Origin of the sequence: Microtetraspora malaysiensis, assembly GCF_001528665.1 — a bacterium.
Taxonomy (GTDB): Bacteria; Actinomycetota; Actinomycetes; order Streptosporangiales; family Streptosporangiaceae; genus Microtetraspora_A; species Microtetraspora_A malaysiensis.
This window is the reverse complement of the sequence record NZ_BBYJ01000041.1, coordinates 39,351-58,953: the sequence shown is the minus strand read 5'-3', so window position 1 is coordinate 58,953 and position 19,603 is coordinate 39,351. Positions and strand designations below refer to the sequence as shown.

At 67.7% G+C, this 19,603-nt stretch carries 20 protein-coding genes; 10 read left to right on the top strand and 10 right to left on the bottom strand.

Annotation, left to right across the window (positions count from 1 at the left end; translation table 11 throughout):
- Both AWQ71_RS37630 and AWQ71_RS37625 read right to left on the bottom strand, forming a co-directional pair.
- Positions 1-2,858, bottom strand: a 2,858-nt coding sequence (locus AWQ71_RS37630; RefSeq protein ID WP_157570817.1) for a tetratricopeptide repeat-containing S1 family peptidase, incomplete at its 3' end; no start/stop codon positions are given.
- Between the two features lie 11 nt (positions 2,859-2,869).
- Positions 2,870-3,232 carry a trypco2 family protein gene (locus tag AWQ71_RS37625; protein WP_174550790.1) on the bottom strand — a complete coding sequence of 121 codons (363 nt, stop codon included), beginning with the start codon at positions 3,230-3,232 and terminating at the stop codon, positions 2,870-2,872.
- A gap of 218 nt (positions 3,233-3,450) precedes the next feature.
- Here AWQ71_RS37625 and AWQ71_RS37620 point away from each other — a divergent pair, with 218 nt between their 5' ends.
- The 3 genes from AWQ71_RS37620 (at position 3,451) to AWQ71_RS37615 (ending at position 5,117) form a co-directional block, all read left to right on the top strand.
- Positions 3,451-4,038: an HAD family hydrolase gene (locus AWQ71_RS37620; protein ID WP_245658925.1), complete on the top strand. Its 588-nt coding sequence runs from the start codon at positions 3,451-3,453 to the stop codon at positions 4,036-4,038.
- Positions 4,039-4,042: 4 nt separating this feature from the next.
- Entirely contained in the window at positions 4,043-4,336 is a 294-nt protein-coding gene (locus AWQ71_RS44800; protein WP_084259733.1) for a CPCC family cysteine-rich protein, read from the top strand.
- 289 nt (positions 4,337-4,625) lie between these two features.
- The gene (locus tag AWQ71_RS37615) at positions 4,626-5,117 is read left to right on the top strand and encodes a hypothetical protein (RefSeq protein ID WP_067143504.1); all 492 of its coding nucleotides are present in this window, start codon (positions 4,626-4,628) and stop codon (positions 5,115-5,117) included.
- Positions 5,118-5,442: 325 nt separating this feature from the next.
- Here the strand turns inward: AWQ71_RS37615 and AWQ71_RS37610 are convergent, their stop codons facing one another.
- Both AWQ71_RS37610 and AWQ71_RS37605 read right to left on the bottom strand, forming a co-directional pair.
- On the bottom strand, positions 5,443-6,279 hold the full coding sequence (locus AWQ71_RS37610) for a HEAT repeat domain-containing protein (RefSeq protein WP_084259732.1): 837 nt from the start codon (positions 6,277-6,279) through the stop codon (positions 5,443-5,445).
- A gap of 175 nt (positions 6,280-6,454) precedes the next feature.
- The gene (locus tag AWQ71_RS37605) at positions 6,455-7,210 is read right to left on the bottom strand and encodes a Pr6Pr family membrane protein (protein ID WP_067143498.1); all 756 of its coding nucleotides are present in this window, start codon (positions 7,208-7,210) and stop codon (positions 6,455-6,457) included.
- A gap of 195 nt (positions 7,211-7,405) precedes the next feature.
- Here AWQ71_RS37605 and AWQ71_RS44165 point away from each other — a divergent pair, with 195 nt between their 5' ends.
- The gene (locus AWQ71_RS44165) at positions 7,406-8,833 is read left to right on the top strand and encodes a helix-turn-helix transcriptional regulator (RefSeq protein ID WP_067143495.1); all 1,428 of its coding nucleotides are present in this window, start codon (positions 7,406-7,408) and stop codon (positions 8,831-8,833) included.
- A gap of 20 nt (positions 8,834-8,853) precedes the next feature.
- Here AWQ71_RS44165 and AWQ71_RS42350 read toward each other — a convergent pair whose 3' ends face one another.
- Both AWQ71_RS42350 and AWQ71_RS37590 read right to left on the bottom strand, forming a co-directional pair.
- Positions 8,854-8,994: a hypothetical protein gene (locus AWQ71_RS42350; RefSeq protein WP_157570816.1), complete on the bottom strand. Its 141-nt coding sequence runs from the start codon at positions 8,992-8,994 to the stop codon at positions 8,854-8,856.
- Positions 8,995-9,146: 152 nt separating this feature from the next.
- Positions 9,147-9,767: a TetR/AcrR family transcriptional regulator gene (locus tag AWQ71_RS37590; protein ID WP_067143488.1), complete on the bottom strand. Its 621-nt coding sequence runs from the start codon at positions 9,765-9,767 to the stop codon at positions 9,147-9,149.
- A 128-nt stretch (positions 9,768-9,895) separates the two neighbouring features.
- Between AWQ71_RS37590 and AWQ71_RS37585 the strand changes: the two genes are divergently transcribed.
- Genes AWQ71_RS37585 through AWQ71_RS37570 form a run of 4 tightly spaced genes read left to right on the top strand, consistent with a single transcriptional unit; the run spans position 9,896 to position 13,484 of the window.
- Entirely contained in the window at positions 9,896-11,329 is a 1,434-nt protein-coding gene (locus AWQ71_RS37585) for an MFS transporter (RefSeq protein ID WP_067143485.1), read from the top strand.
- Positions 11,330-11,362: 33 nt separating this feature from the next.
- The gene (locus AWQ71_RS37580) at positions 11,363-12,151 is read left to right on the top strand and encodes an SDR family NAD(P)-dependent oxidoreductase (RefSeq protein ID WP_067143482.1); all 789 of its coding nucleotides are present in this window, start codon (positions 11,363-11,365) and stop codon (positions 12,149-12,151) included.
- On the top strand, positions 12,148-12,969 hold the full coding sequence (locus tag AWQ71_RS37575; RefSeq protein WP_218002129.1) for an alpha/beta hydrolase: 822 nt from the start codon (positions 12,148-12,150) through the stop codon (positions 12,967-12,969). Before AWQ71_RS37580 ends, AWQ71_RS37575 begins: the two co-directional genes overlap by 4 nt.
- Positions 12,966-13,484: a hypothetical protein gene (locus tag AWQ71_RS37570; protein WP_067143477.1), complete on the top strand. Its 519-nt coding sequence runs from the start codon at positions 12,966-12,968 to the stop codon at positions 13,482-13,484. The genes AWQ71_RS37575 and AWQ71_RS37570 overlap by 4 nt, the downstream gene beginning before the upstream one ends.
- 137 nt (positions 13,485-13,621) lie before the next feature.
- Here the strand turns inward: AWQ71_RS37570 and AWQ71_RS37565 are convergent, their stop codons facing one another.
- On the bottom strand, positions 13,622-14,608 hold the full coding sequence (locus AWQ71_RS37565; protein ID WP_067143475.1) for a CU044_5270 family protein: 987 nt from the start codon (positions 14,606-14,608) through the stop codon (positions 13,622-13,624).
- Positions 14,608-15,267 carry an RNA polymerase sigma factor gene (locus AWQ71_RS37560; protein ID WP_084259736.1) on the bottom strand — a complete coding sequence of 220 codons (660 nt, stop codon included), beginning with the start codon at positions 15,265-15,267 and terminating at the stop codon, positions 14,608-14,610. Before AWQ71_RS37560 ends, AWQ71_RS37565 begins: the two co-directional genes overlap by 1 nt.
- Before the next feature lie 546 nt (positions 15,268-15,813).
- On the opposite strand from AWQ71_RS37560, the gene AWQ71_RS37555 reads away from it, so the two are divergent.
- Together AWQ71_RS37555 and AWQ71_RS37550 are read left to right on the top strand one after the other, a co-directional pair.
- Positions 15,814-16,689, top strand: a complete 876-nt coding sequence (locus AWQ71_RS37555) for a DMT family transporter (RefSeq protein ID WP_084259731.1) — start codon at positions 15,814-15,816, stop codon at positions 16,687-16,689.
- A gap of 171 nt (positions 16,690-16,860) precedes the next feature.
- Positions 16,861-17,235: a DUF1622 domain-containing protein gene (locus tag AWQ71_RS37550; protein WP_067143472.1), complete on the top strand. Its 375-nt coding sequence runs from the start codon at positions 16,861-16,863 to the stop codon at positions 17,233-17,235.
- A 202-nt stretch (positions 17,236-17,437) separates the two neighbouring features.
- Here AWQ71_RS37550 and AWQ71_RS37545 read toward each other — a convergent pair whose 3' ends face one another.
- Together AWQ71_RS37545 and AWQ71_RS37540 are read right to left on the bottom strand one after the other, a co-directional pair.
- Positions 17,438-18,328, bottom strand: a complete 891-nt coding sequence (locus AWQ71_RS37545; RefSeq protein ID WP_067143528.1) for an RNA polymerase sigma-70 factor — start codon at positions 18,326-18,328, stop codon at positions 17,438-17,440.
- The gene (locus AWQ71_RS37540; RefSeq protein WP_067143469.1) at positions 18,325-19,422 is read right to left on the bottom strand and encodes an NAD(P)/FAD-dependent oxidoreductase; all 1,098 of its coding nucleotides are present in this window, start codon (positions 19,420-19,422) and stop codon (positions 18,325-18,327) included. The genes AWQ71_RS37545 and AWQ71_RS37540 overlap by 4 nt, the downstream gene beginning before the upstream one ends.
- Between the last annotated feature and the right edge of the window lie 181 nt (positions 19,423-19,603).

Sequence of the window (19,603 nt, the reverse complement as noted above, 5' to 3'; positions counted from 1 at the left end):
TGTATCTCGGCGGCGCGTTGGCTCACGACCAGGCCCTCCCCCCGACGCCCCACCCCAGCCAACCCGCCCGACAGGTTGTTCAACGACATCGCAAGGTCGGGTAGGTAGGCGTCCGGGCTGGCCTCGGCCAGCCGCTCATACACCTCGGTGGCGCGCTGGCTCACGACCAGGCCCTCCCCCCGACGCCCCACCTCACCCAACTGGACCGACAGGTTGTTCAACGAAGAGGCGAGGTCGGGCAGGTAGGCGTCCGGATTCGTCTCGGCCAGCCGCTCATGTATCTCGGCGGCGCGTTGGATCGTGGCCAGGCTCTCCTCTCGACGCCCCACCTCACCCAACTGGACCGACAGGTTGTTCAACGAAGAGGCGAGGTCGGGCAGGTAGGCGGCCGGATTCGTCTCGGCCAGCCGCTCATGTATCTCGGCGGCGCGTTGGATCGTGGCCAGGCTCTCCTCCCGACGCCCCACCTCACTCAACCGATTCGCCAGGTTGTTCAACGACATCGCGAGGTCGGGCAGGTAGGCGTCCGGGTTCGCCTCGGCCAGCCGCTCACGTATCTCGGCGGCGCGTTGGTTCGCGGCCAGGCTCTCCTCTCGGCGCCCCACCTCACTCAACTGGACCGCCAGGTTGTTCAACGACATCGCGAGGGCGGGCAGGTAGGCGTCCGGGTTCGCCTCGGCCAGCCGCTCATACACTTCGACCGCGCGTCGGATCGTGGCCAAGCCCTCCTCCCGGCGCCCCACCTCAGCCAACCGGAGCGACAGGTTGTTCAACGACATCGCGAGGGCGGGTAGAGAGGTGTCAGGATCTTCGCCTGTCCTCTGCTCGTATAGAGCGGTGAGCCGGCGCTGAAGAACAACGGCGAATTCGGCAAGCGCACGGGTCTGGTGAGGGAGCATGTCGGCTACCGCCGCCAACAGCTCGACAGTCAGTTGATCGGAGCCGATCAGTCCGGTGAGTGCCTCTGCCAGGGGTCGGGGGTTCTCACTTTGCGGAACCACTCGTACTGCGGTGGCCGCAAGCGCGGGAATCTCGGCGAGTAGTCCGGGGAACGCCTCACCAATGTCTGTATCGGTCACCGATGCTCGGGATAGCACGGTCAGCGCGTGATAGTCCTGTTCGGATGATGTCACTGCCAACACGTCGACCAGAAAGGACGGTAGCTCGGTGACCACACCCGAGATCAGATATTCAGCCAGACGATCGGGTTGCAGTGCTCCCCAGAACGCACCCTCAGCCGGTTGCGTTGTGAAAGGGCGCTCGCTGAGGCGCGTCGGCGGATACAGGTCCTGTAGCCATTGTGCTATCCGTATCCGGCCGTCCTCGCTCTGATCTCGCAGGCCCCGCACCTGAGCGAGCAATGTGAGCGCTTCGGGTTCTGTGTCGGCTCCGCACAACGCCGCTGCCGCCACCGCGCGTTGCAGACTGCGGTCCGACAGATCCACCCGATGTTCCTTGGCGCTCTGGCGCCAATAACGGCGTTCATGGGTCAAGATGACCTCTTCCGCCGGCGGACCCGCGTCCTGCTGTCCGCCCAGCAGCCTGGCCAGTGCCTCCATCTGTAACGCCAACGCCGCACCGCCTCCGGTGAACCGCGCGGCTCGTAGGTCCGGCCACGAGACATCGCCTGATGGAGTGTGATCCCATCCCATCCGGGCGAGCGCGGCGGACAGATCGGTCATCGCCTCGGCGAACGCCGCCTCGCGGCCGGCAACGCCGTCTTCCAGCGGGCTGAGTTCCTCGGCCACCGCCCCATGCAAGGCCATTTCCAGGCGGGCGCTTTCTTCGCTCAGCCTCCTCCACCAGTCCCCGGCGCTCCGTGCCAGCAGCAGCAACCGGATCGGAGCATGCACCGAACCCGACAGCGCAGCCAGCACCAATGCCTGCACCGTGTCCGGACGGGTTTCGGCGTAGTCGACCACCAGCAACGTGGGGTGGTTCAGCCCTTCCAGGGTTGTGGCCGAATCACCGGCCTCCCACCACTTGACCACCCAGCCCTCTCCAGGCGTCATCGCCAACCGAAGCCCAAGCTCCCGAGCAAGCCGGGTCTTGCCCTGCCCTCCCGGGCCGGTCAGCAGCCGAACACCGAATCCCGGCCCTTGGCACCAGGCAGCCAACCTCGCCATTTCCTCGGCGCGGGAACGGAACCGCACCACATGTGCGTCAGCACGAAGCAAGAACGCCGGTGACGAAACCGGCGGCAGGGATAAATCGGCAGTCAGGCCGACCGCTTCCACCGCCTGGCCCTGCCCGGCAGCCTCGACGAAGCCGGGATCGGGCCACAGCCGTGTCACCGGCTCGATGACCAGCCTCCGGGACTCATACGACGGCCGGTCTTCGATGATCACGCCGATCAGCAACGGGCCGCAGAACAACGCCGCTCCCGACATCCCCACCCACGCGCCGTCACGCGGCGGTGCCGAGTTGGCGGTCACATCCACCCGGCCCCCGAGCAGACCGGTCCCGCTGTTGATCACGCCGCTCAGATGCTCGGTGTCACGCCACCCGCCAGGCTGCTCCATCGCTTTCGGGAAGCCCACCGCCTCACAGGTGATCCCCACCTTGGTGGCCACCAGCTGCCCCCAACGCACTGGCTCACATGCAGGCGCGCCCTCCTCGACGATACGAAGAACCGCGGCGTCTATTCCGCTCGAACCGGGCCAGGCCAGCTCACACGCCCACGGCCTGCTGTCATTCAGGAAGCGGACCCGTAGATCCTCCAGCTGTGCGTCATCTTGGTCGACCACCACGTGGCCGGCAGTCAAGATCAGCCCCGGGCCGATCAGGTAGCCCGACCCGAACGACACCTCACCGTTGCGGGTACGACCCGATACATCAACAACCCGCCCCGTGTCCATGGCCACTCCGGTCAGCGAAGCCCGGGGCGTGGCGGCAGAGCATCGATGCTGTCATTCACCTGGGGGGCACGCCCGGTGGTGGAGTCCACCGGGTTGAGGGTGACCTTCAGCGTGTGTGTCGACCCACGTGAGACCGTCCCCGACCCACCAGCATCCACCACCCACACCTTCACCCCTGCCTTGGCTTCGACATCCCGCCGCACCTCCACGACGAACTCCAGCTCCACCGGTCCGACATGGAACCTCAACCGCTCACCCTCACCAGCGGCCATCGCCTCAGCCAGTTCAGCCCTGACGCTCTTGACAGCGTCAGCCAGGCCAACCCACGCACTTTCGCCCATAAAACGGACACTCCTTTCCGGGAGCTGCTCCATGCCAAAATGTCACAGGAGCCACAAAAAGTCTTGTGCGATTAACGGATAGCTACCACATGTACAGGCTTGAGGTAGAACCGTTCTGACAGTGAGTAGTCCAGCTCTCGCGGACTCCCTCTGATTTGCTATGTAGCATCATCTCTACGATTGACCAATATGCAACAACTTGCGCTCTTTGGCCTGGATAACACTCTCATCGACCTGGACAGGCATTCCGGATGTGGGGCGAGGAATTCGCAGACGAGCACGAATTGGGACACGAAGCGATCGACTGGCTCATTGCGCTCGGCCAGGCCGGTTATCCGCACCGTGAGATGTTCTTCAGCAGGGTCCGAGAGCACTTCGCGTTGCCCGAGCCGGTTGAGGAGCTATGGAGCCGCTACCGAAAGCAGATGCCATACCTCGTGCGCTGTCGGCCCGAAGTCCTGGGCGGCCTGGCTCTGCTACGCGCGTCCGGGTGGCGAGTCGCGATCGTCACCAACGGCATGGCGGACAACCAGCTTGGGAAGATCCAGCAGACCGGATTGGCCGAGGCTGTAGACGCCTACGCGCTGTCGGGAGCCGAGGGCATCCGCAAGCCCGAGGCTGGTCTGTTCGAGATCGCGGCCAAGCGCTGCGGCGTGGCTCTCGCCGAGGGCGGATGGGTGATCGGTGACAACCTCACCGCTGACATAGCTGGAGGACACGCCGCGGGTCTCCGAACCATCTGGATCGACCGGGGCACCTGGCCCGAGCATGAACACTGCGCTGATCATGTCGTGACGGACGTGCTCCAGGCGATGGAGATCCTGGACCGAGAGCGGTGATCGAATGGCCTTCGTGAGCATCTACCGACCAAAGGCAGACGAGCCTTATCCGTGCCCTTGCTGCGGCTACCTCACCCTTGCTGAGAGAGGTGCGTATGGGATCTGCCCGGTGTGCTTCTGGGAAGACGATGGCCAGGACGACCACGATGCTGACGAGGTTCGTGGCGGCCCAAACTGCGAACTTAGCTTGGCGCAAGGACGCCGGAGCTTCAAAGAGTTCGGCGCGAGCCGCAGACAGGATCTCAGCCATGTTCGCGCCCCTTACCCTCACGAGCAGCCGTGCCATCGATCTTGCTAACGCCGCTGCTAACAACAGCGCTGGACGACCATGGACATCGCTGGAATCTCGGAAGCCGGATACCGCCTCTGAGCAGGCGTTTGTGTCAACGCTGGACGCCTGTGGACATCCCCGATCTTGCTACGGATCAGAAGGTTGGGGGTTCGAGTCCTCCCGGCCGCGCCAGACAAAGAAGGTCCCTGAGCAGGCATTACATCTCCAGGGACCTTCTTGTTTTCCCGGATCATCCGGTCTCTTTCCCCTCGTTGGGAGCCACCCTGGGAGCCGCGAGGCGGCGCGCAGCGCCGCTGTGATCGATCCCGAGGCGCCCCTCAACCTGATCGACTTCGGCGTGCACTTTAGCGGTGACCGAGTACAGGGCGATCGGCTACACAACCAGCTGCTGACGCTGCCTGACCAGCCGTCGAGCTGGGCACTGGATGAGACGGGAACGGTTCAGGAACTCGCGCGCCGATCCACGCGCTGGTTCCAGTCCATGCTGTGCAGGCCCGTGGTGTTGTACGTCTGGCTGCATGACGGCTACGCCTACGCGGCCAGATATGTCCTGGCGGACACTGACGAGACCATCAGCCAGTGTTACAACGATCACCTTGCCCCGTCCGGCCAGGCGGAGGAACTGATCGCGGCCGGGCACGTGTACGGCAAGGACTGGATACAGACGGTAGGACTGCCCGTCCCGGACCTCTACTTGCATATCCGCGGGGACCTGGACGAGGCCGTAATGAACAACATCAGAGCCGCCACAAAACGTGGGCCTATCACCGGGGTCTGGTACGAGTAGCCGCAAGCGTTCGACCTGTACCGCCACGGGGTGGTGCCTGCGGCACCTCTGGAGTGGTGCCCAGGGAGACAGGCTTTGCCTTCGGCGGGGGCGCTCCGGCTCCAGGATGCTGCGGAGCTGGAGGGCGCGGGCCGTAAATGGCTGAGGTAGGAGCCCGCGCAGGTCACGAGTCCGTTCTAGTTGCAGTCTTACCGTTCCAGGAGGACCGCCGAGCGGCGTTGGTCCAGGTGGAACGGATCGGGACGGGCAAGATCCGAGCTGCTAATGCGGTTTGGCGGACATGCCGGAGCAGGTTACCGATTTCTCGCTCAAGCGGGCGCAGAGATCAGGCGCGCGAGGCCGGACGCGACGCGCATGCTTGTAGAGCTTGATCAAGAGCTTGGTGTCGCGGCTCGTCATCGTCCGGCCAGCCGTCGGTCTTGAGCCTTTCCAGGAGTGGCAGAAGTTCCGGGTCACCCAGCTCCGCCGCAGCTTCGACGTAGAGGTTGCCCACGTCCGGGGTGGCGAGCACGCGCTTCAACGTGGGCAGGACCCGGGGATCATGCCGTATCGCCAGTGCTACCGCTGCCTCACCAGCTGTATTCGCGCCTGGATCGTCCAGACGCTCGACGAAGGCGTCCCGGATCTCCTTGGTGTCGTTTTCGGCGCGGCTGCCCAGCTTCATGGTGGCCCAGTCCCGCACCTCGGCATCCGGATCACGCATCAACGCCAGCAGCACCCGCACCGCATCCTCAGGAAGCGGATCGACGCCGACTGGAATCCCACGCGCCACCTGCCAGCGGATATCCGCGTCCGGGTCGGCAGCGAAGCGTAAGAGCGGAAACAGGACCCGTTCGTCGTCGCAGATGGTGGCGAGTGCATGGGCGGCGGCCTCGCGCACGAACTCATGTTTCCTGTCCAACGGAAGGGCGTCCGCCGCCTCAATCAGGGGCGGAACGTGCCAACAGAAGTTGAGTGCCTGAACCGCAAGCAGGTCGAATCCGAGCGCCTGCACCCTCTCATCAGGATCAGACCACCAGGCCCGAGCCAGGGCTATGACCTCTTCAGGATCAGAGATCGATTCGAACAGCCTGTCCATGGCCTCGAAATGCTCTCGAGAGGATGTCTCATCCCAGTCGAGCAGCTCGGCGAGTCGGCTACTGGGGATTGATGGTGTCGACATGTCCTTCCCTTCTTAGCGTCAGAGACGAGTTGTGCGTAGTCACCCGATCTCCGCCACGTCGTGATTGCCCGCTTTGCACCGCCAGATCGCGCTGCCGCCGTTCTCCAGCGGGTGGAGCCCGGTTCGGTGCGGGAGCACAGACCCGCGTCGTATCCGCGTCGCCGCGAGCGCTCAGCTAGCCGTTTCCGTGGCGTTTCAGCACGTGCTGCGCCACAATCGTCGGGCTGACAGGATCCGACGTGCCCGCTTCCGGGTGATCTTCGCGCCACAACGCTCGCCACACGCCGCCTGACCACCGCGCCCTGCTGGCGAGCACGGCACCAAGACCGAGTATGGCAATCACGAGGTGGATCACAGCCACGAACACGGCGACACCGCCCCATCCGCCTGCCTCAACGGGATCGAGAAAGAAGTACGGGTACCAGTGGTCGCTCGACTCGGCCGCGTAGGTGAGGGCCATGGCCGTCCAGATGGCCGGGTGGAGAAGCCACAGCGCCGCCGCGGCGACGGACAGCGGCCGGGTGGGCGGCACGACGATCCACCACGTGACCATGAGAACCGGCATCGCCTGGTGGAGCACGAAGTCGGAGAGGCTCCATGGCGCCCCCGGTTCAGCGAGCAGGACGTTGGCGACGATCCCGGTGATGGCCATGTCCACCACGGCGAGCCCGCGCAAGTACTCGGCCGCCTGGCCCGGATGCCGGCCACGCACCAGCGCGACCCCGAACACCACGCAGGCGGTGACGGCCAGCAGGTTCGACTGGGTCGTGAAATACAGGAACAGTCGGCCGCGGCCGAGGAGCGGGTTGGCATCGTCCCAGGCGAGCAGTGGATCGATGACGACAAAGGTGACCGTCGCGAGCAGCAGCAGCGCGACCGCGACGAGGACGGGCAGGATCGGACGAGGGCGGGCGGGAGGAGTAGCGACCACGGGATACCTCTCTGATCGAGTATGTGTTGGGGTACCACCGAGCAATCTCGCGTGCTGGGGTCATGGCCGGTATCCGGAGCAGCCCTGACATGGCCGTTGCGGTGTACGGGGTAGCCCTGAATCTGGGCCTGGCATGTCTTGTCCGGATAAACTCGCTTCCGGATAGGCGCCGGAGGAGAACTCCCTGGAGGGCCGATGCACGACGCACGCATGTGGCCCGACGTTCTGTGGCGGTGGCGGAGTCTCGTGCCCGTCCTATTCATCGCGGGACTCGGGCTGTGCTCGGTGGCCATACTCGCCTTCGCGCGTGCCAGTGGTACCGGCGGTTACGCGACCCACCCGATCTCGACGCTAGCCCTCGCGGGCGGTGCGACAGGGATCGCGCTGCTATCCCGACGGCTTGCCGACCGGGGTGACCGTACCGGCGGCGATTGGCTTCTCGCGCTGGCAACCGCCGTACTCATCTACCTCGTGCTCGGTGCACTCGCCGTCGTCGCGGTCACCGCTGATTCCGGCATGGCGCCTCTCCTCCTCGGCGCCTGGGGTGGATGGTGGCCCGTTCCGCTCGCCGTACTGCAGCTCGCGGCGCTGCGCGCCGAGCCGCGTGCCCGCCAGTGGTCGATCGGATTCGGCGTCGTCGTTGCCGGCGCCGCCGTCTGCATGGCGCTGGCACTGGAGCCTGTGAAGCCGTTCGCCGGCCACCCGCCGGCAGCGCCGGAGGGTTGGCGAACCCCCGCTGTTACAGCTGCCTCCACCATCCTCGTCAGCGTCGTGATGCTCGCCGCTGTGCTGTTCCTGGCTAGTCGCGCGGCCCGCGTCCCGGCGGACGAACGCGCAAGCGCCACGCTGGGCGCGGCCGCTGCGGCTGTGGGACCCCTGTTGATCGTCGTATGCATGGGCACGGCCGTAGCCAGCGGTCCAGGCGACATCGCGCCGACGGACGGCAGTGTCGCATACCTCGTCTCGCTGGCCGCGGGTTGCCTTGTCGGGGCGTGGGCGCTCATCGTGTCCGCTAACAGAGCCCGTCCCTCGGCGGTGCGCCGGCTGCTGCATGGGGTGCTCGGTGGATATGCCGTGATCGGCGTGACTCTCGCGGTGACCTGGACCGGGGCTGTGCTCCGCCCCGCAGGCCCGTTGATCTCCGGTCTCGCCGTGGCCGCTGTCACTGCCGTCATCGGGGTCGCCTGGTGGCGGGCGTCCTCCGCGCTGACGGGGTTCGCCGTACCCCTCGTTCCTGAGCCCGCTGAGCCACCGGCACCGTCAGTCGTACCACCGGCGCCACCGCGGCCGGGCACGGAGTTGCCCCCTGGGCTCGAAGTGCTCAGCCCCCGTGAGCGCGAGGTTCTCGCTCTCGTCGCCACGGGTGCCCGCGACGCGGCAATCGCCGAGCATTTGCACCTTTCGCGGCGCACCGTCGAGACACATCTGCGGCGTATCTTCACAAAACTCGGGCTCGAGAGCGACGACGGCCGCAACCGTCGGTTGCTCGCCGCCCGGGTCTGGCTGGAGGCCATGGGCACCGACGCAGCAACCGACCGCGGACCTGTCAGTGCGATGCACCGTCCAGCCGGAGCCAGGTCAACTCGACACGAGAACGTCCCCATCCGTCGCACAGCAGGTTGATCAGGCCTTATGCCATAGCTCTATAGACAGGCCTCGTCAACGCCGATCATCGTTCCCAGCGCCCCCAGGTCGGTGGTGCTGCCCCCGGGCTCCGTCGACCGCAGCACGTGGGCGTTCTTCTCCAGGGCGCTCACCACGGGGGACTGCTTACTGCCTGACACCGGCGCAGGGGCCGCCTGGCACCCGGCAGTCGCCAGTACCGCCAGAGCCCCCTGGTCATCCGGGTGACGGCCATCGGGTAGGGTCCGCAGCCCCGTTTGGTCACCCCTGAGCAGGCCCACCCGCGAGGCGGCCCCGAATCACACGGCTCCCGTCACGCGACGCCGGCGCGCGCCGCCGCCAGCGCTCCTGCCGCGGCGCGCTCGGCGGCGTCATCGTCGAGCGGTTCCCCCGTGTTGAGCAGCGCGTAGTACAGGGGCGCGGAGACGGCTGCGATCACCCGTCGCGGATCGGTCCCGGCGGGTAGCTCTCCTCGCTCGACGGCGTCGCCGACGCAGCCGGCCCATTCGTCGATGCGTTTGGCGTAGAAGCGGTGCAGCGCCTGGGCCGCCTCGTCGTTGCAGAGCGAGGCGGCGATCAGTGCCTTGAACAGACGTCCCTGCCGGGGGTCGGTGAGGGTCTTGACGACCAGCCGGGCGTTGTCCCGCAGATCCTCCTCGACGCTGCCGGTACGAGAGCGGGGCAACGATCCCTGGGCCATGTCGTCGAGCAGGTCGGCGGCGAGAGCGCCGGGCGTGCCCCAGCGACGGTAGACGGTGGTCTTCCCGACCCCGGCGACACGGGCGATCTCGGCCAGGTCGAGGGCGTCGAATCCCTTCTCGGCCAGGACGTCTCCTGCGGCCTGAAGAACGGCTTCGCGGACGCGGGCGGTGCGCCCACCGGGCCGGACGGCGCCCGGCGGCGGTGCGGCGCTCTGCTGCGATACGGCGGCCATATGGACTCCTCTCTCAAGAGATGCCCTTATTGGGACCCCAGTTCCCTTAGGGCGGCAACGGTGTTATCGTTCCTCACATATTAACGGAACCCGAGAACCGTTTAAGCGCTCATAGGAAGTTCCCTGTCATGACCATGACCACAAAGCCTGTGTCCAGACCCCCGGCCCCGCAGCGGCTGACCGGCCGCATGAAAGCCGTCCTCGTGGTGCTGCTGGTCGCCCAATTCATGCTGGCCGTCGACTTCTCGATCCTGAACGTGGCCCTGCCCAAGATCGGCGACACCCTCGGCTTCTCCCTGGCCGACCTGCAGTGGATCGCCACCTCCTTCGCCCTGGGCGCGGCCGGGTTCACCCTCTTCTTCGGCCGCATCGGCGATCTGATCGGCCGCAAGCGCATCTTCCTCGGCAGCCTGGCCCTCCTCGGCCTGGCCTCACTCGCCGGCGGGCTCGCCCCGAACCCCGAGATCCTCATCATCGCCCGCATCGCCCAGGGACTCGCCACCGCCGCCGCCACCCCGGCCGGGCTCGCCCTGCTCACCACTTCCTTCCCCGACGGCCACCTGCGGCAGAAGGCCCTCGGCCTCAACGGCGCGCTCATGTCCGCCGGGTTCACCGCCGGCGCCATCCTCGGCGGCGTCCTGACCGACCTGCTCTCATGGCGCTGGGCCTTCTTCATCAACGTCCCCGTCGCGCTCATCGTTCTCCTCGTCGCCCCCAGCGTCATCACCGAGTCCCGGCCCGCCACTCGGCCCAAGGTCGACCTGCCCGGCGCCCTGACCGTCACCCTCGGGCTGCTCGGCATCGTCTATGGCCTGACCCAGGCCGGCGAGCACGGCTGGACCCATCCCGTCGCCCTGGTGGGCCTGCTGGCCGGCGCGGCCCTGCTGGCCGCCTTCTACTTCGTCGAGCGCAGGGCCGCCCAGCCCCTGGTTCCGCTGCACGTCCTGAAGAAGCGCACCGTGGCCTGGGGCAACGTGCTGGGACTGCTCGCCTTCGTCACCGAGACCTCCCTGGTGTACCTGCTCACGCTGTACATGCAGAAGACGCTCGGCTTCTCAGCCCTCACCGCCGGGCTCTCCTTCGGCGTCCTGGGGCTCGGAACCGTGGCCGGGGGCCTGCTCGCGCCGAAGTTGATCTCCCGGACCTCCACTCTGACCGTTCTGGTCGGGGGCGGGCTGTTGCAGGCGGCCTTCACCGGCGTCCTGCTCTTCCTGGGCAGCACCTCGGCCTCGATGACGCTGATGCTGCCGGCGACCTTCCTGGGCGGGGTCGGCAACATGCTGGTCATCGTCGGCTTCATGGTCACCGCCACCACCGGCCTGCCGGACCACGAGCAGGGCCTGGCCACCGGACTGGCGTCTATGTCCCAGCAGATCGGCATCACTATGGGGACTCCCGTCATGTCCGCGATCGTCACCACGGCCACCATGGGCGCCATGTCCGCCGGTGCGATCCTGCACGGCGTCACCGTCGCCATAGCCGCCAACGCCGCCCTCGTCCTCCTCGGCGTCCTCATCGCCGCCGTCTTCCTGCGTGCCCGGCACGGCCGCACGCAGAACTGACCGCCGGCCCCTTCCCCCTTCAAGGAACACAACATGGATCTTCAGCTCTCCGGCAAGGTGATTCTCGTGACGGGCGCGACCAGCGGGATCGGTCTGGCGACCACTCACCTGCTCGCCGCGGAGGGAGCCCGCGTCGTGGCGCTCGCCCGCGGCAGCTCGGCCACCCCCACGCTGCCGCCCACCACGCAGTTCATCCGCGCCGACCTCACCGACCCCGCCACGGCGGCCTACGCCGTCTCACAGATCCTGGCTCGTCACGGCAGGCTGGACGGCCTGGTCAACAACGCGGCCACCCTCACCTCCCGCCCCACCTTCGCGGACATCGACGACGATCAGTGGCACACCACCTTCGAGCTCAACCTCCACTCGGCCGTCCGGCTCACCCGCGCGGTGCTGCCGATCCTGGAGAAGAACCCGGGGGGAGGCAGCATCGTTCATGTCGCCAGCGAGGCGGCCCGCCTGCCCGACGTGACCATCGCCGACTACGCCGCGTCCAAGGCGGCGCTGCTGTCAGTGTCGAAATCCCTGTCCGCGGCCTTTGGACCGGCCGGGGTGCGCTCCAACGTCGTCTCCCCCGGCCCCACACGCACCGCGCTCTTCGACGCCCCTGGCGGCTTCGCCGAACAACTCGCCGAGCGGTTCGACCTGCCGCCCGCGGACGCCGTCGAACACTTCATCCGCGTCGAGCGCCGCCTGCCGACCGGACGCGTCGGCACCCCCGATGAGGTGGCCGGCGTCATCGCCTATCTCCTGTCACCCTGGGCCGCACAGGTCACCGGCGCCGAGTGGGCCATCGACGGAGGAGCTCTGCGTCAGCTATGAGCCTGGCCATATCGATGCCGGCCCGTGGCGGGAGCGGCGCCCCGCAGTGGTCCCGCCTCATCCTTCCCGGGCCGGATCCCGTTCCGGTCCAGATCTACCGGCCGGCCCCGGCCGACGACCCCCCGGCCGGCTTCCTGGTCTGGGCGCACGGCGGCAGTTGGCGGCACGGTTCGGCCGCCGAGTGGCACCACGCCACGGCGACCCTGGCCGAACGCTCCGGCTGGACGGTAATCAGCGTCGACTATCGGCTCGTGCCGCGGCACCGCCACCCCCGAGCCGTGCATGACGTTCTCACGGCGCTTTACTGGACCGCCGGGCAGGCGGCGGGGGCACCGCTCGCAGTAGGCGGCGACAGCGCCGGCGGTACGCTCGCCGCCTGCGCCGCCCTGGTCGCGCGAGAGCGCGGCCTGCCGCTGACGGCGCAGGTCCTGGCCTACCCACCGCTCGACCCCACGTGCAGCAGCCCGTCCTACCACCGGAGTCCCCAGGCGTTCCCGCAGGCCGCCCTGCTGCGGCAAGCCTGGCGGGCCTGGCGCGGCGACGGCGAGCCCGCCATCTACGACGAGGACGGCACCCGGGTGTATTCGACGCCCTGGGAGGCGCCGTCCTTGGCAGGCCTGGCACCCGCTGTCCTCGCCGTAGGCGCCCACGACCCGGTACACGACGACGTCGACTCCTACGCGCGCCGGCTCCGCCGCGACGGGGTTCCGGTGCGCCTGCTGCACCCGCCGGGGGCCGTGCACGGAGACGTGCTCCGCCAGGACAGCCCCGTTCTCGACCACATAGCCCGAGCCATCAGCCGGAAGGGCCTGCCATGAGCACCATGAGCACCGGCGGGCACGGCGCCCCGCCCGCTCCCTTGGAAGCCCTCGTCCGCCACTTCAGCGACCTGCGCGACGGTGCCCACGCCGGCGAGATCACCCGGCGCGGCAAGGAAGCCGCGTTCGAGCGGGCCGTCCGCCTGCTCGACGCGCCCGCCCGCCGGGTTCTCGCCGAGTTCGACCAGTACCTCCTGCTTGGTACGGGCACACTGCAGGCCACCGGAACGCGCCGGGACCTCCAAGGCGGCAGCTTCGCCGCCTGGCGGTTGTCGTGGCCGCGGCAGCGCGAGGCGGGCATCGCCCCGATCACTTTGACCGCCCACTACGGCGCCACGTTCCACCATCCGCATCTGCGCGGCGCCACCCTCGGGGAGTGGCCGCTCAACGTCGCCGACGCGGAACAGGCGGCCGAGCTCGTCCCCGTGATGCGCGCCATCGCCGCCGCCGACCTGCACAACCTCGTCTTCCAGCGTGACTGGCGGATCGCCCCCGCCCTCCACCCGCAGGATTAACGGAACTCAGTTGCCATTAAGTGCTACATCCCCTATCGTTCTCATTAACAGAACTGGAGTCCTATTAAGGATTACTTTGGCTGATCGGTGGCGACCGGTGCCTCTGCCCCTGTCACAGGCACCGGCCACCGCCTCGGTTACGGGACGCCCCCCGCGTTGTCCACGATTCCGGCGGTCACCTGAGCCACCGAGAAGACCACCTCGCCCTTTGGCAACTTGCTATACGGGGACTGCGACTCCGATCCGCCGACATAGACCCGGCGCCCCCCGAGCAGGACGTAGGTGTTCGGGTCGATGATGACTTCCTGGCGTATCCCCTCGTCGTCGTCCGTGTAGATTCCCACGCCTTCTCTGCCCAACAGATCGCGCACCTCCTCCACGCCGACGTCGTCCAACTGCGAGAGGACGGTGTAGAGAGCAGCGCGCAGGCGAGCCGCCGGAGCGCCTTCCTGAAGGATCATCAGGACCTGATGGGACACCGCCCGCATCTCGGGCAGGGGAATCACACCCGCCGTGTCCCTTTTCAGGCGTTCCAGCAAAGCGGACGGCTCCAAGGGCAGCGAACGCAGGTAGGCGGGGTCGAACCGCAGACGGGGATCTTCCCCGCCTTGGCGCCTCGTGATCGTCTTGCTGCCTTCGTTCCGCTGGGCCCTTTCCTTGCCGTCCCCCCGAGTCCACATTTCGGCCGTGTACCGCGAGCCTGTCTTGCCTCCTCCGACCGGCGGCACGACTGACTCGGGCAGCATCTTGGGTGATGAGTAGAAGTCCCTTTTGACGTAGACCCACTGATCGGCTCGCGGGTAGACGTCCGTCTGGCGCGCCGCCGCTGCCGTCGCGCGCTTGGCCAGGGTCTCCACGTTCGCCACGGGCAGCCACGCCGGAGCACTGGCGGCTCCCTTCCCCTGGCCATCCGTACGGGGGGTCTGCACCACCATGACGCCGGCCGTGATCGTGACGCCGAGGATGCCGACGGCGGCCACGCGCACCACTATCCGAGGGAGCCGACGGCCCCGTGACTCCCGAGCCATCGAGGCCAGCACCCGCCGTCGAGCGCCGCGAAGATCGCTTTCTTCGCTCTGCCGAACCTGCGACCGCAGGTCGCGGACCATGTCCAAATCGTTCATCATGCCTCCTCGATCACATCGGTCGGGTTGCTGCCGCCCAGCGCGTGGACGACCTTGCGGCGGGCGCGGGACAGCCGGGACCGCACGGTGCCGATGGGCACACCAAGCGCCTGCGCCGTCTCCTCGTAGCTGAGGTCACCCCAGGCGATCAGCAGCAGTACGTCGCGCTCGCCTCGACCCAGCTTGGCCAGAGCGGCCGCGAGCCGTCCGCGGTTCGCCGAAGCGGAGACCCGGGCGGCCACCTGCTCGTCGAAGGCCACCGCCACGGGGTCCTCGCCGGTTCGGGCAAGCGCCCGGTATCCACGTACTTCCGCTCTGCGGTGGCTGCCAATGATGTTCGTGGTGATGCCGTACAGCCACGGCAAGGCGTCGGAACGGTTGAAGGCGTACTTGTGCCGCTGCTCGAACGCCCTGGTGAACGTCTCGGCCACCACGTCCTCCGCCTGGTCAGGGCCGAGGCGCCGGACGACGTAGCGGTGCAGTACCGCGGCATGCCGGTCGAATAGCTCGGCGAAACGCTCCGGCTCGCCCAGCGACGCTTCGATGACCGCCGAGTCCTCTATCGGGACCGGCGCTTCACAGGCCGCCGGAACCTCTGCCCAGACCGGTCCTGATACGTCCGCCCGAAACGGCGCTCGCGCGACCGCTCGTACCGGCATGTCGGCCACCGCTGAACCCTCCGCCAGGTCTGCATCACGCGTATGGTCGGATCTTCGCGGCCGAACGGGTGCCGCCATGTGGAGCGTCAGGCCGGTTAGGGCCGGCTCCTCGTGTGGAGTGGATGTCACAGCCGTACTTATCCGGATGCGGGAGACAGGTTCCAATCCACGGTGCGGGCAGTGCAGGCCGGAAGGCTCCCCCATCTAGGGATCTCGCTAACGCCGGTGCTAACAACAGCCTTGGACGACGATGGACAGCGTTGGAATCTCGGAAGCCGAATACCGCCTCTGAACAGGCTTTTTTATCAGCGGTGGACGACTGCGGACATCTCCGATCTTGCTATGGATATCGCTGCTTGGCTAAGCCGCGCGGGGAGGGCGCAAAGGCGGGTCCCGGCTATGCCCGCACGCGGCGTGGGGTGTTTGCCCCCACCAGCGCGTTCACCAGATGCTCGAGATGACGAGCGCCACGAGACCGCCGGAGCATGTGCGAAGCCCTATGACCTCCACCGACGAACAGCAGGCGGCCTTGGGCCGGAAGGCCGGGTGAGCTCGGTGCTCACGGTGATCCTGGCCGTGTGCGCGGCGGCCTGTAACGCCCTCTCCTCCGTACTGCAGCGCCGGGCGGCACGGACCGCCCCACAGAGCGAGGCGTTCAAGCTGTCGTTGCTGTGGGACATGATGCGCAGACCGGTCTGGCTGGGCGGCATCGGCGCCATGATCGGCGGCTTCCTCTTCCAGGCGAGTGCGCTGAACTTCGGCATGCTCTCCCTGGTACAGCCGCTCCTCATCATGGAGCTGCCGTTCACCATGCTCATCATCTGGCTCAGGTTCGGGATCAAACTGGACCGGAACCTGTGGATGGCCATCATCTCCGTGACCCTCGGGCTGGCGCTCCTGCTCGCCTCCGCCAGCCCGGGAGGAGGGCGCCGGGCCCCGACCGCCCGGGATTGGGTGATCGCCGCGATCGTCTGCGGGGGCATCGCTGCGTTCCTGATCGGGATGGCCAAGATCAGGCGCGGCTCGCACCGTGCGGCGCTGCTCGGCATCACCTCCGGTCTGGGGTTCGCCGTCACCGCCGCGCTGATGAAGGAGAGCACCCGCCTCTTCGACACAGAAAAGGCCGCTGTGCTGACCACCTGGCCGGTCTACGCCATGGTCGCCGCAGGCATATTCAGCGTCTTCGTGCTGCAAACCGCCCTGCAGAGCGGCAGCCTCGTCGTCGTTCAGCCGACGCTCAACGTCACCGACCCCGTGACGAGCATCGGCCTCGGTGTCGCGCTCTTCGGCGAGAGCATCCGCCTGGGCGGCTGGATCGTGCTCGAACTGCTCGGCGTGGGCCTGATCTTCTATGGCAGCGTCAAGCTTGCCCAGTCCCCGCACATCCGCGGACAAGACCTCATGGCCCCGCAGGAAGAGTGAGGAACGACTCGGCGGGCGCAACGTCTAACAGTGTCCGCCCGCTGGCGGCCCGCCGATCGCGTTCTCTGTCCACGGCGAGCCGGTCGACAGCGGTCAGCGGTCCGGCCATAACGTTTGCCTCACCGAGCGCACGACAAGGTGCCAAGTGCGAGCTCGAACAGGGGAGCCGTCATGGAGCTTGCGACCACGGTTGAGACGGTGGGCGCGGCGGTGGACGTCGCTGGAGTGGCCGTCATCGTGTGTGGTGCCTTGATCGCCACGGGTGTGTTCATACGTCGGCTGCTCCACCGCGGCAAGGAGTTCTCGGACGCGTACCGGCTGTACCGCCAGAGCCTGGGCCGGGCCATCCTGCTCGGACTGGAGTTTCTGGTCGCCGGTGACATCATCCGTACGGTCGCGGTCTCGCCAACGTTCGCCGGCGTGGGGGTGCTCGCGGTGATCGTGCTGGTGCGGACGTTCCTGAGCTTCTCCCTTGAGGTCGAGCTGGAGGGCCAGTGGCCGTGGCGGCGACCCGCGATCACACACCCACCGCGAACGGCGGGCTGACCGGGGTCCTCCCGGCCGCGCCAGACAAAGAAGGTCCCTGAGCAGGCATTACGCCTCCAGGGACCTTCTTGTTTTCCCGGATCATCCGGTCTCCTTCCCCTCGTTGGGAGCCACCCTGGGAGCCACCCGCTTCCGTTGCCCCAGCAGAGGTGATCGCGATGCTCGCGTGCCCGAGGCCGTCGGAGACGACAAGGCGCGCGGGTCACACCTTGACCGCCGTGAGCTTCTCCGGGTTGCGGACGCAGTAGACGGCCGTCACGACACCGCCGCGGATCTCGACTGAGGTCACCTGATCGAGTTCTCCGTCGAGGAGCACCACGAGGGAGTGCATCCCGTTGTAGGTGTCGATGCGGACGTCGAGTTCGCCCATGCGGGCGCCCTTGGCCAGGAGGCCGAGAAGCAGCCTGGCCACCTTGTCTGGCCCGACCACGGGGCGCCGAGCCGCGTTCACGACCCCGCCGCTGTCAGCAAGGAACACCACATCGGGTGCGAGCAGGTCCATGAGGCCCTGGACGTCACCGGTCGCGGCCGCCGCCATGAACCGCTCGGCGACCGGCCGTGCCTCAGCAGGGGTGGCGACCGCGGTGTGTCGCCTCGCGCGCACGCTGTTGCGGGCGCGCTGGTTCAGCTGCCGTACCGCGGCCTCGGACTTGCCCACCGCGGCGGCGATCTCCGCGTAGTCGAAGCCGAACACCTCGCGCAACACGAACACCGCGCGCTGGGTGGGGGTCAGGGCCTCCAGAACCAGCAGCATCGCGGTGGTCACGGCGTCGCCGGTGAGCACGTGATCGATGCCGTCGGGTGCGTCGCCGGCAGCGTCGGTCACCAGCGGCTCGGGCAGCCACGGCCCCACGTACTGCTCCCGGCGGCGGACTGCCGACCGCAGTACGCCGAGCGCCTGCCGGGTGACGATCTGCGCCAGATAGGCCCGCGCGTTCTCCACCGAGGTGTGGTTCGCCGACTGCCACCGCAGGTAGCTGTCCTGCAGGACGTCTTCGGCGTCGGCCACCGACCCGGTGATCTCATAGGCGATCGAGAACAGCAGGGCCCTGTGCGTGGTGAACTCGTCCGCAGGGTCCCGCTGCTCGGTCACTTCGAGCCCCACAGCCAGGCGTAGGTGGCGGTGCGGGCGCCGAACCTCGCGTAGCGACAGACTCGTTCCTTGGCCACAGCCGCGGTGCGCCCAGCGAAGTAGAGCCGCCGCACGGTGTCGTTCCTGCGGCTGACCTGCAGCAGCCCGTCGCGCCGGCCCAGGCTCACCGCCTGCCCGATGTACCCCATGGAGTAAGGCTTGGGCTCACGGCCTTGGATCATCCGCGCCAGCGTATCCGCTGCATGTACGCCCTGAGGCATGGCCGTCGCGCAGGACGCTCGAGAGCCGGGAACCGCCGCGCAGTCTCCGACCACGAAGATCCGCGGGTCGGTCACGCTGCGCAGGTGCTCGTCGACCACCGCACGCCCGTCGGCGTCCACCTCAAGTCCGCTGCGGGCGGCCAGGTCGGGCACGCTCCCGATGATCGCCCACAGCGTGAGGTCGGAGGTGAACTGCGGGCGCGAGTTCAGACGCACCATGTCACCTCCTCCTTCCCCGGCGCCAGGGTCAATCTGCGTGACGGAGTCCTCCACGACCTCCACGTTCAAGCGGTCCAGGCCGGTGCGCACACGCTTCTGCCCTCCTGCCGACAGGCTCGCGGCGATCGTCTGTCCCACGATCCGCACGCGGAGGTCGGGTCGGCCGAAGGCGATCTCGGATGCCGTCTCGATGCCCGTCAGCCCGCCACCGATGACGGTGACCGCCCTCCCGCCGGGCAGCTCGGCCAGCGCTGCCCGCGCCTCCTCCGCGCCCTCCCAAGTCCCCACCGGAACGGTGCCCGGCAGCGGTGCGACCGTGCTGCCCACCGCGAGGAACAGGTAGTCGAAGCCGAGACTCGCCCCGTCGCCGAGAATGACCTGGTCGTCGCCGATCTTGTCGACGGTGCCCATCCGCCATGCGACCCCTTCGCTCAGCATCGACGTCAGCGGGGTCGCCGCGGCTCCGGTCCCGGCGATCTGCTCGTGCAGCCGCACCCGCTCGACGAAGTCCGAACGGGGATTGATCACCGTAATCTCCGCTTCCTTCACCTTCCTGGCCAGCCGATTCGCCGCGATCGTCCCCGCGTAGCCGGCTCCCACTACCACGACCCTCATGTGCGCCTCCTGTTGTGCAAGCAGCTCACACACGGGATGCAGCCCACCTCACGGTTGTGACGGGCAAGCCGAGTGACCTGCGTCACTCACGAATCTTCCGGCCTGGTCCGCCTGCAGCGCGCCGGTTGACGCCTACGTTCTGCTGCGTATGCGGATGCTCGCGCATACGGCGGAACACGTA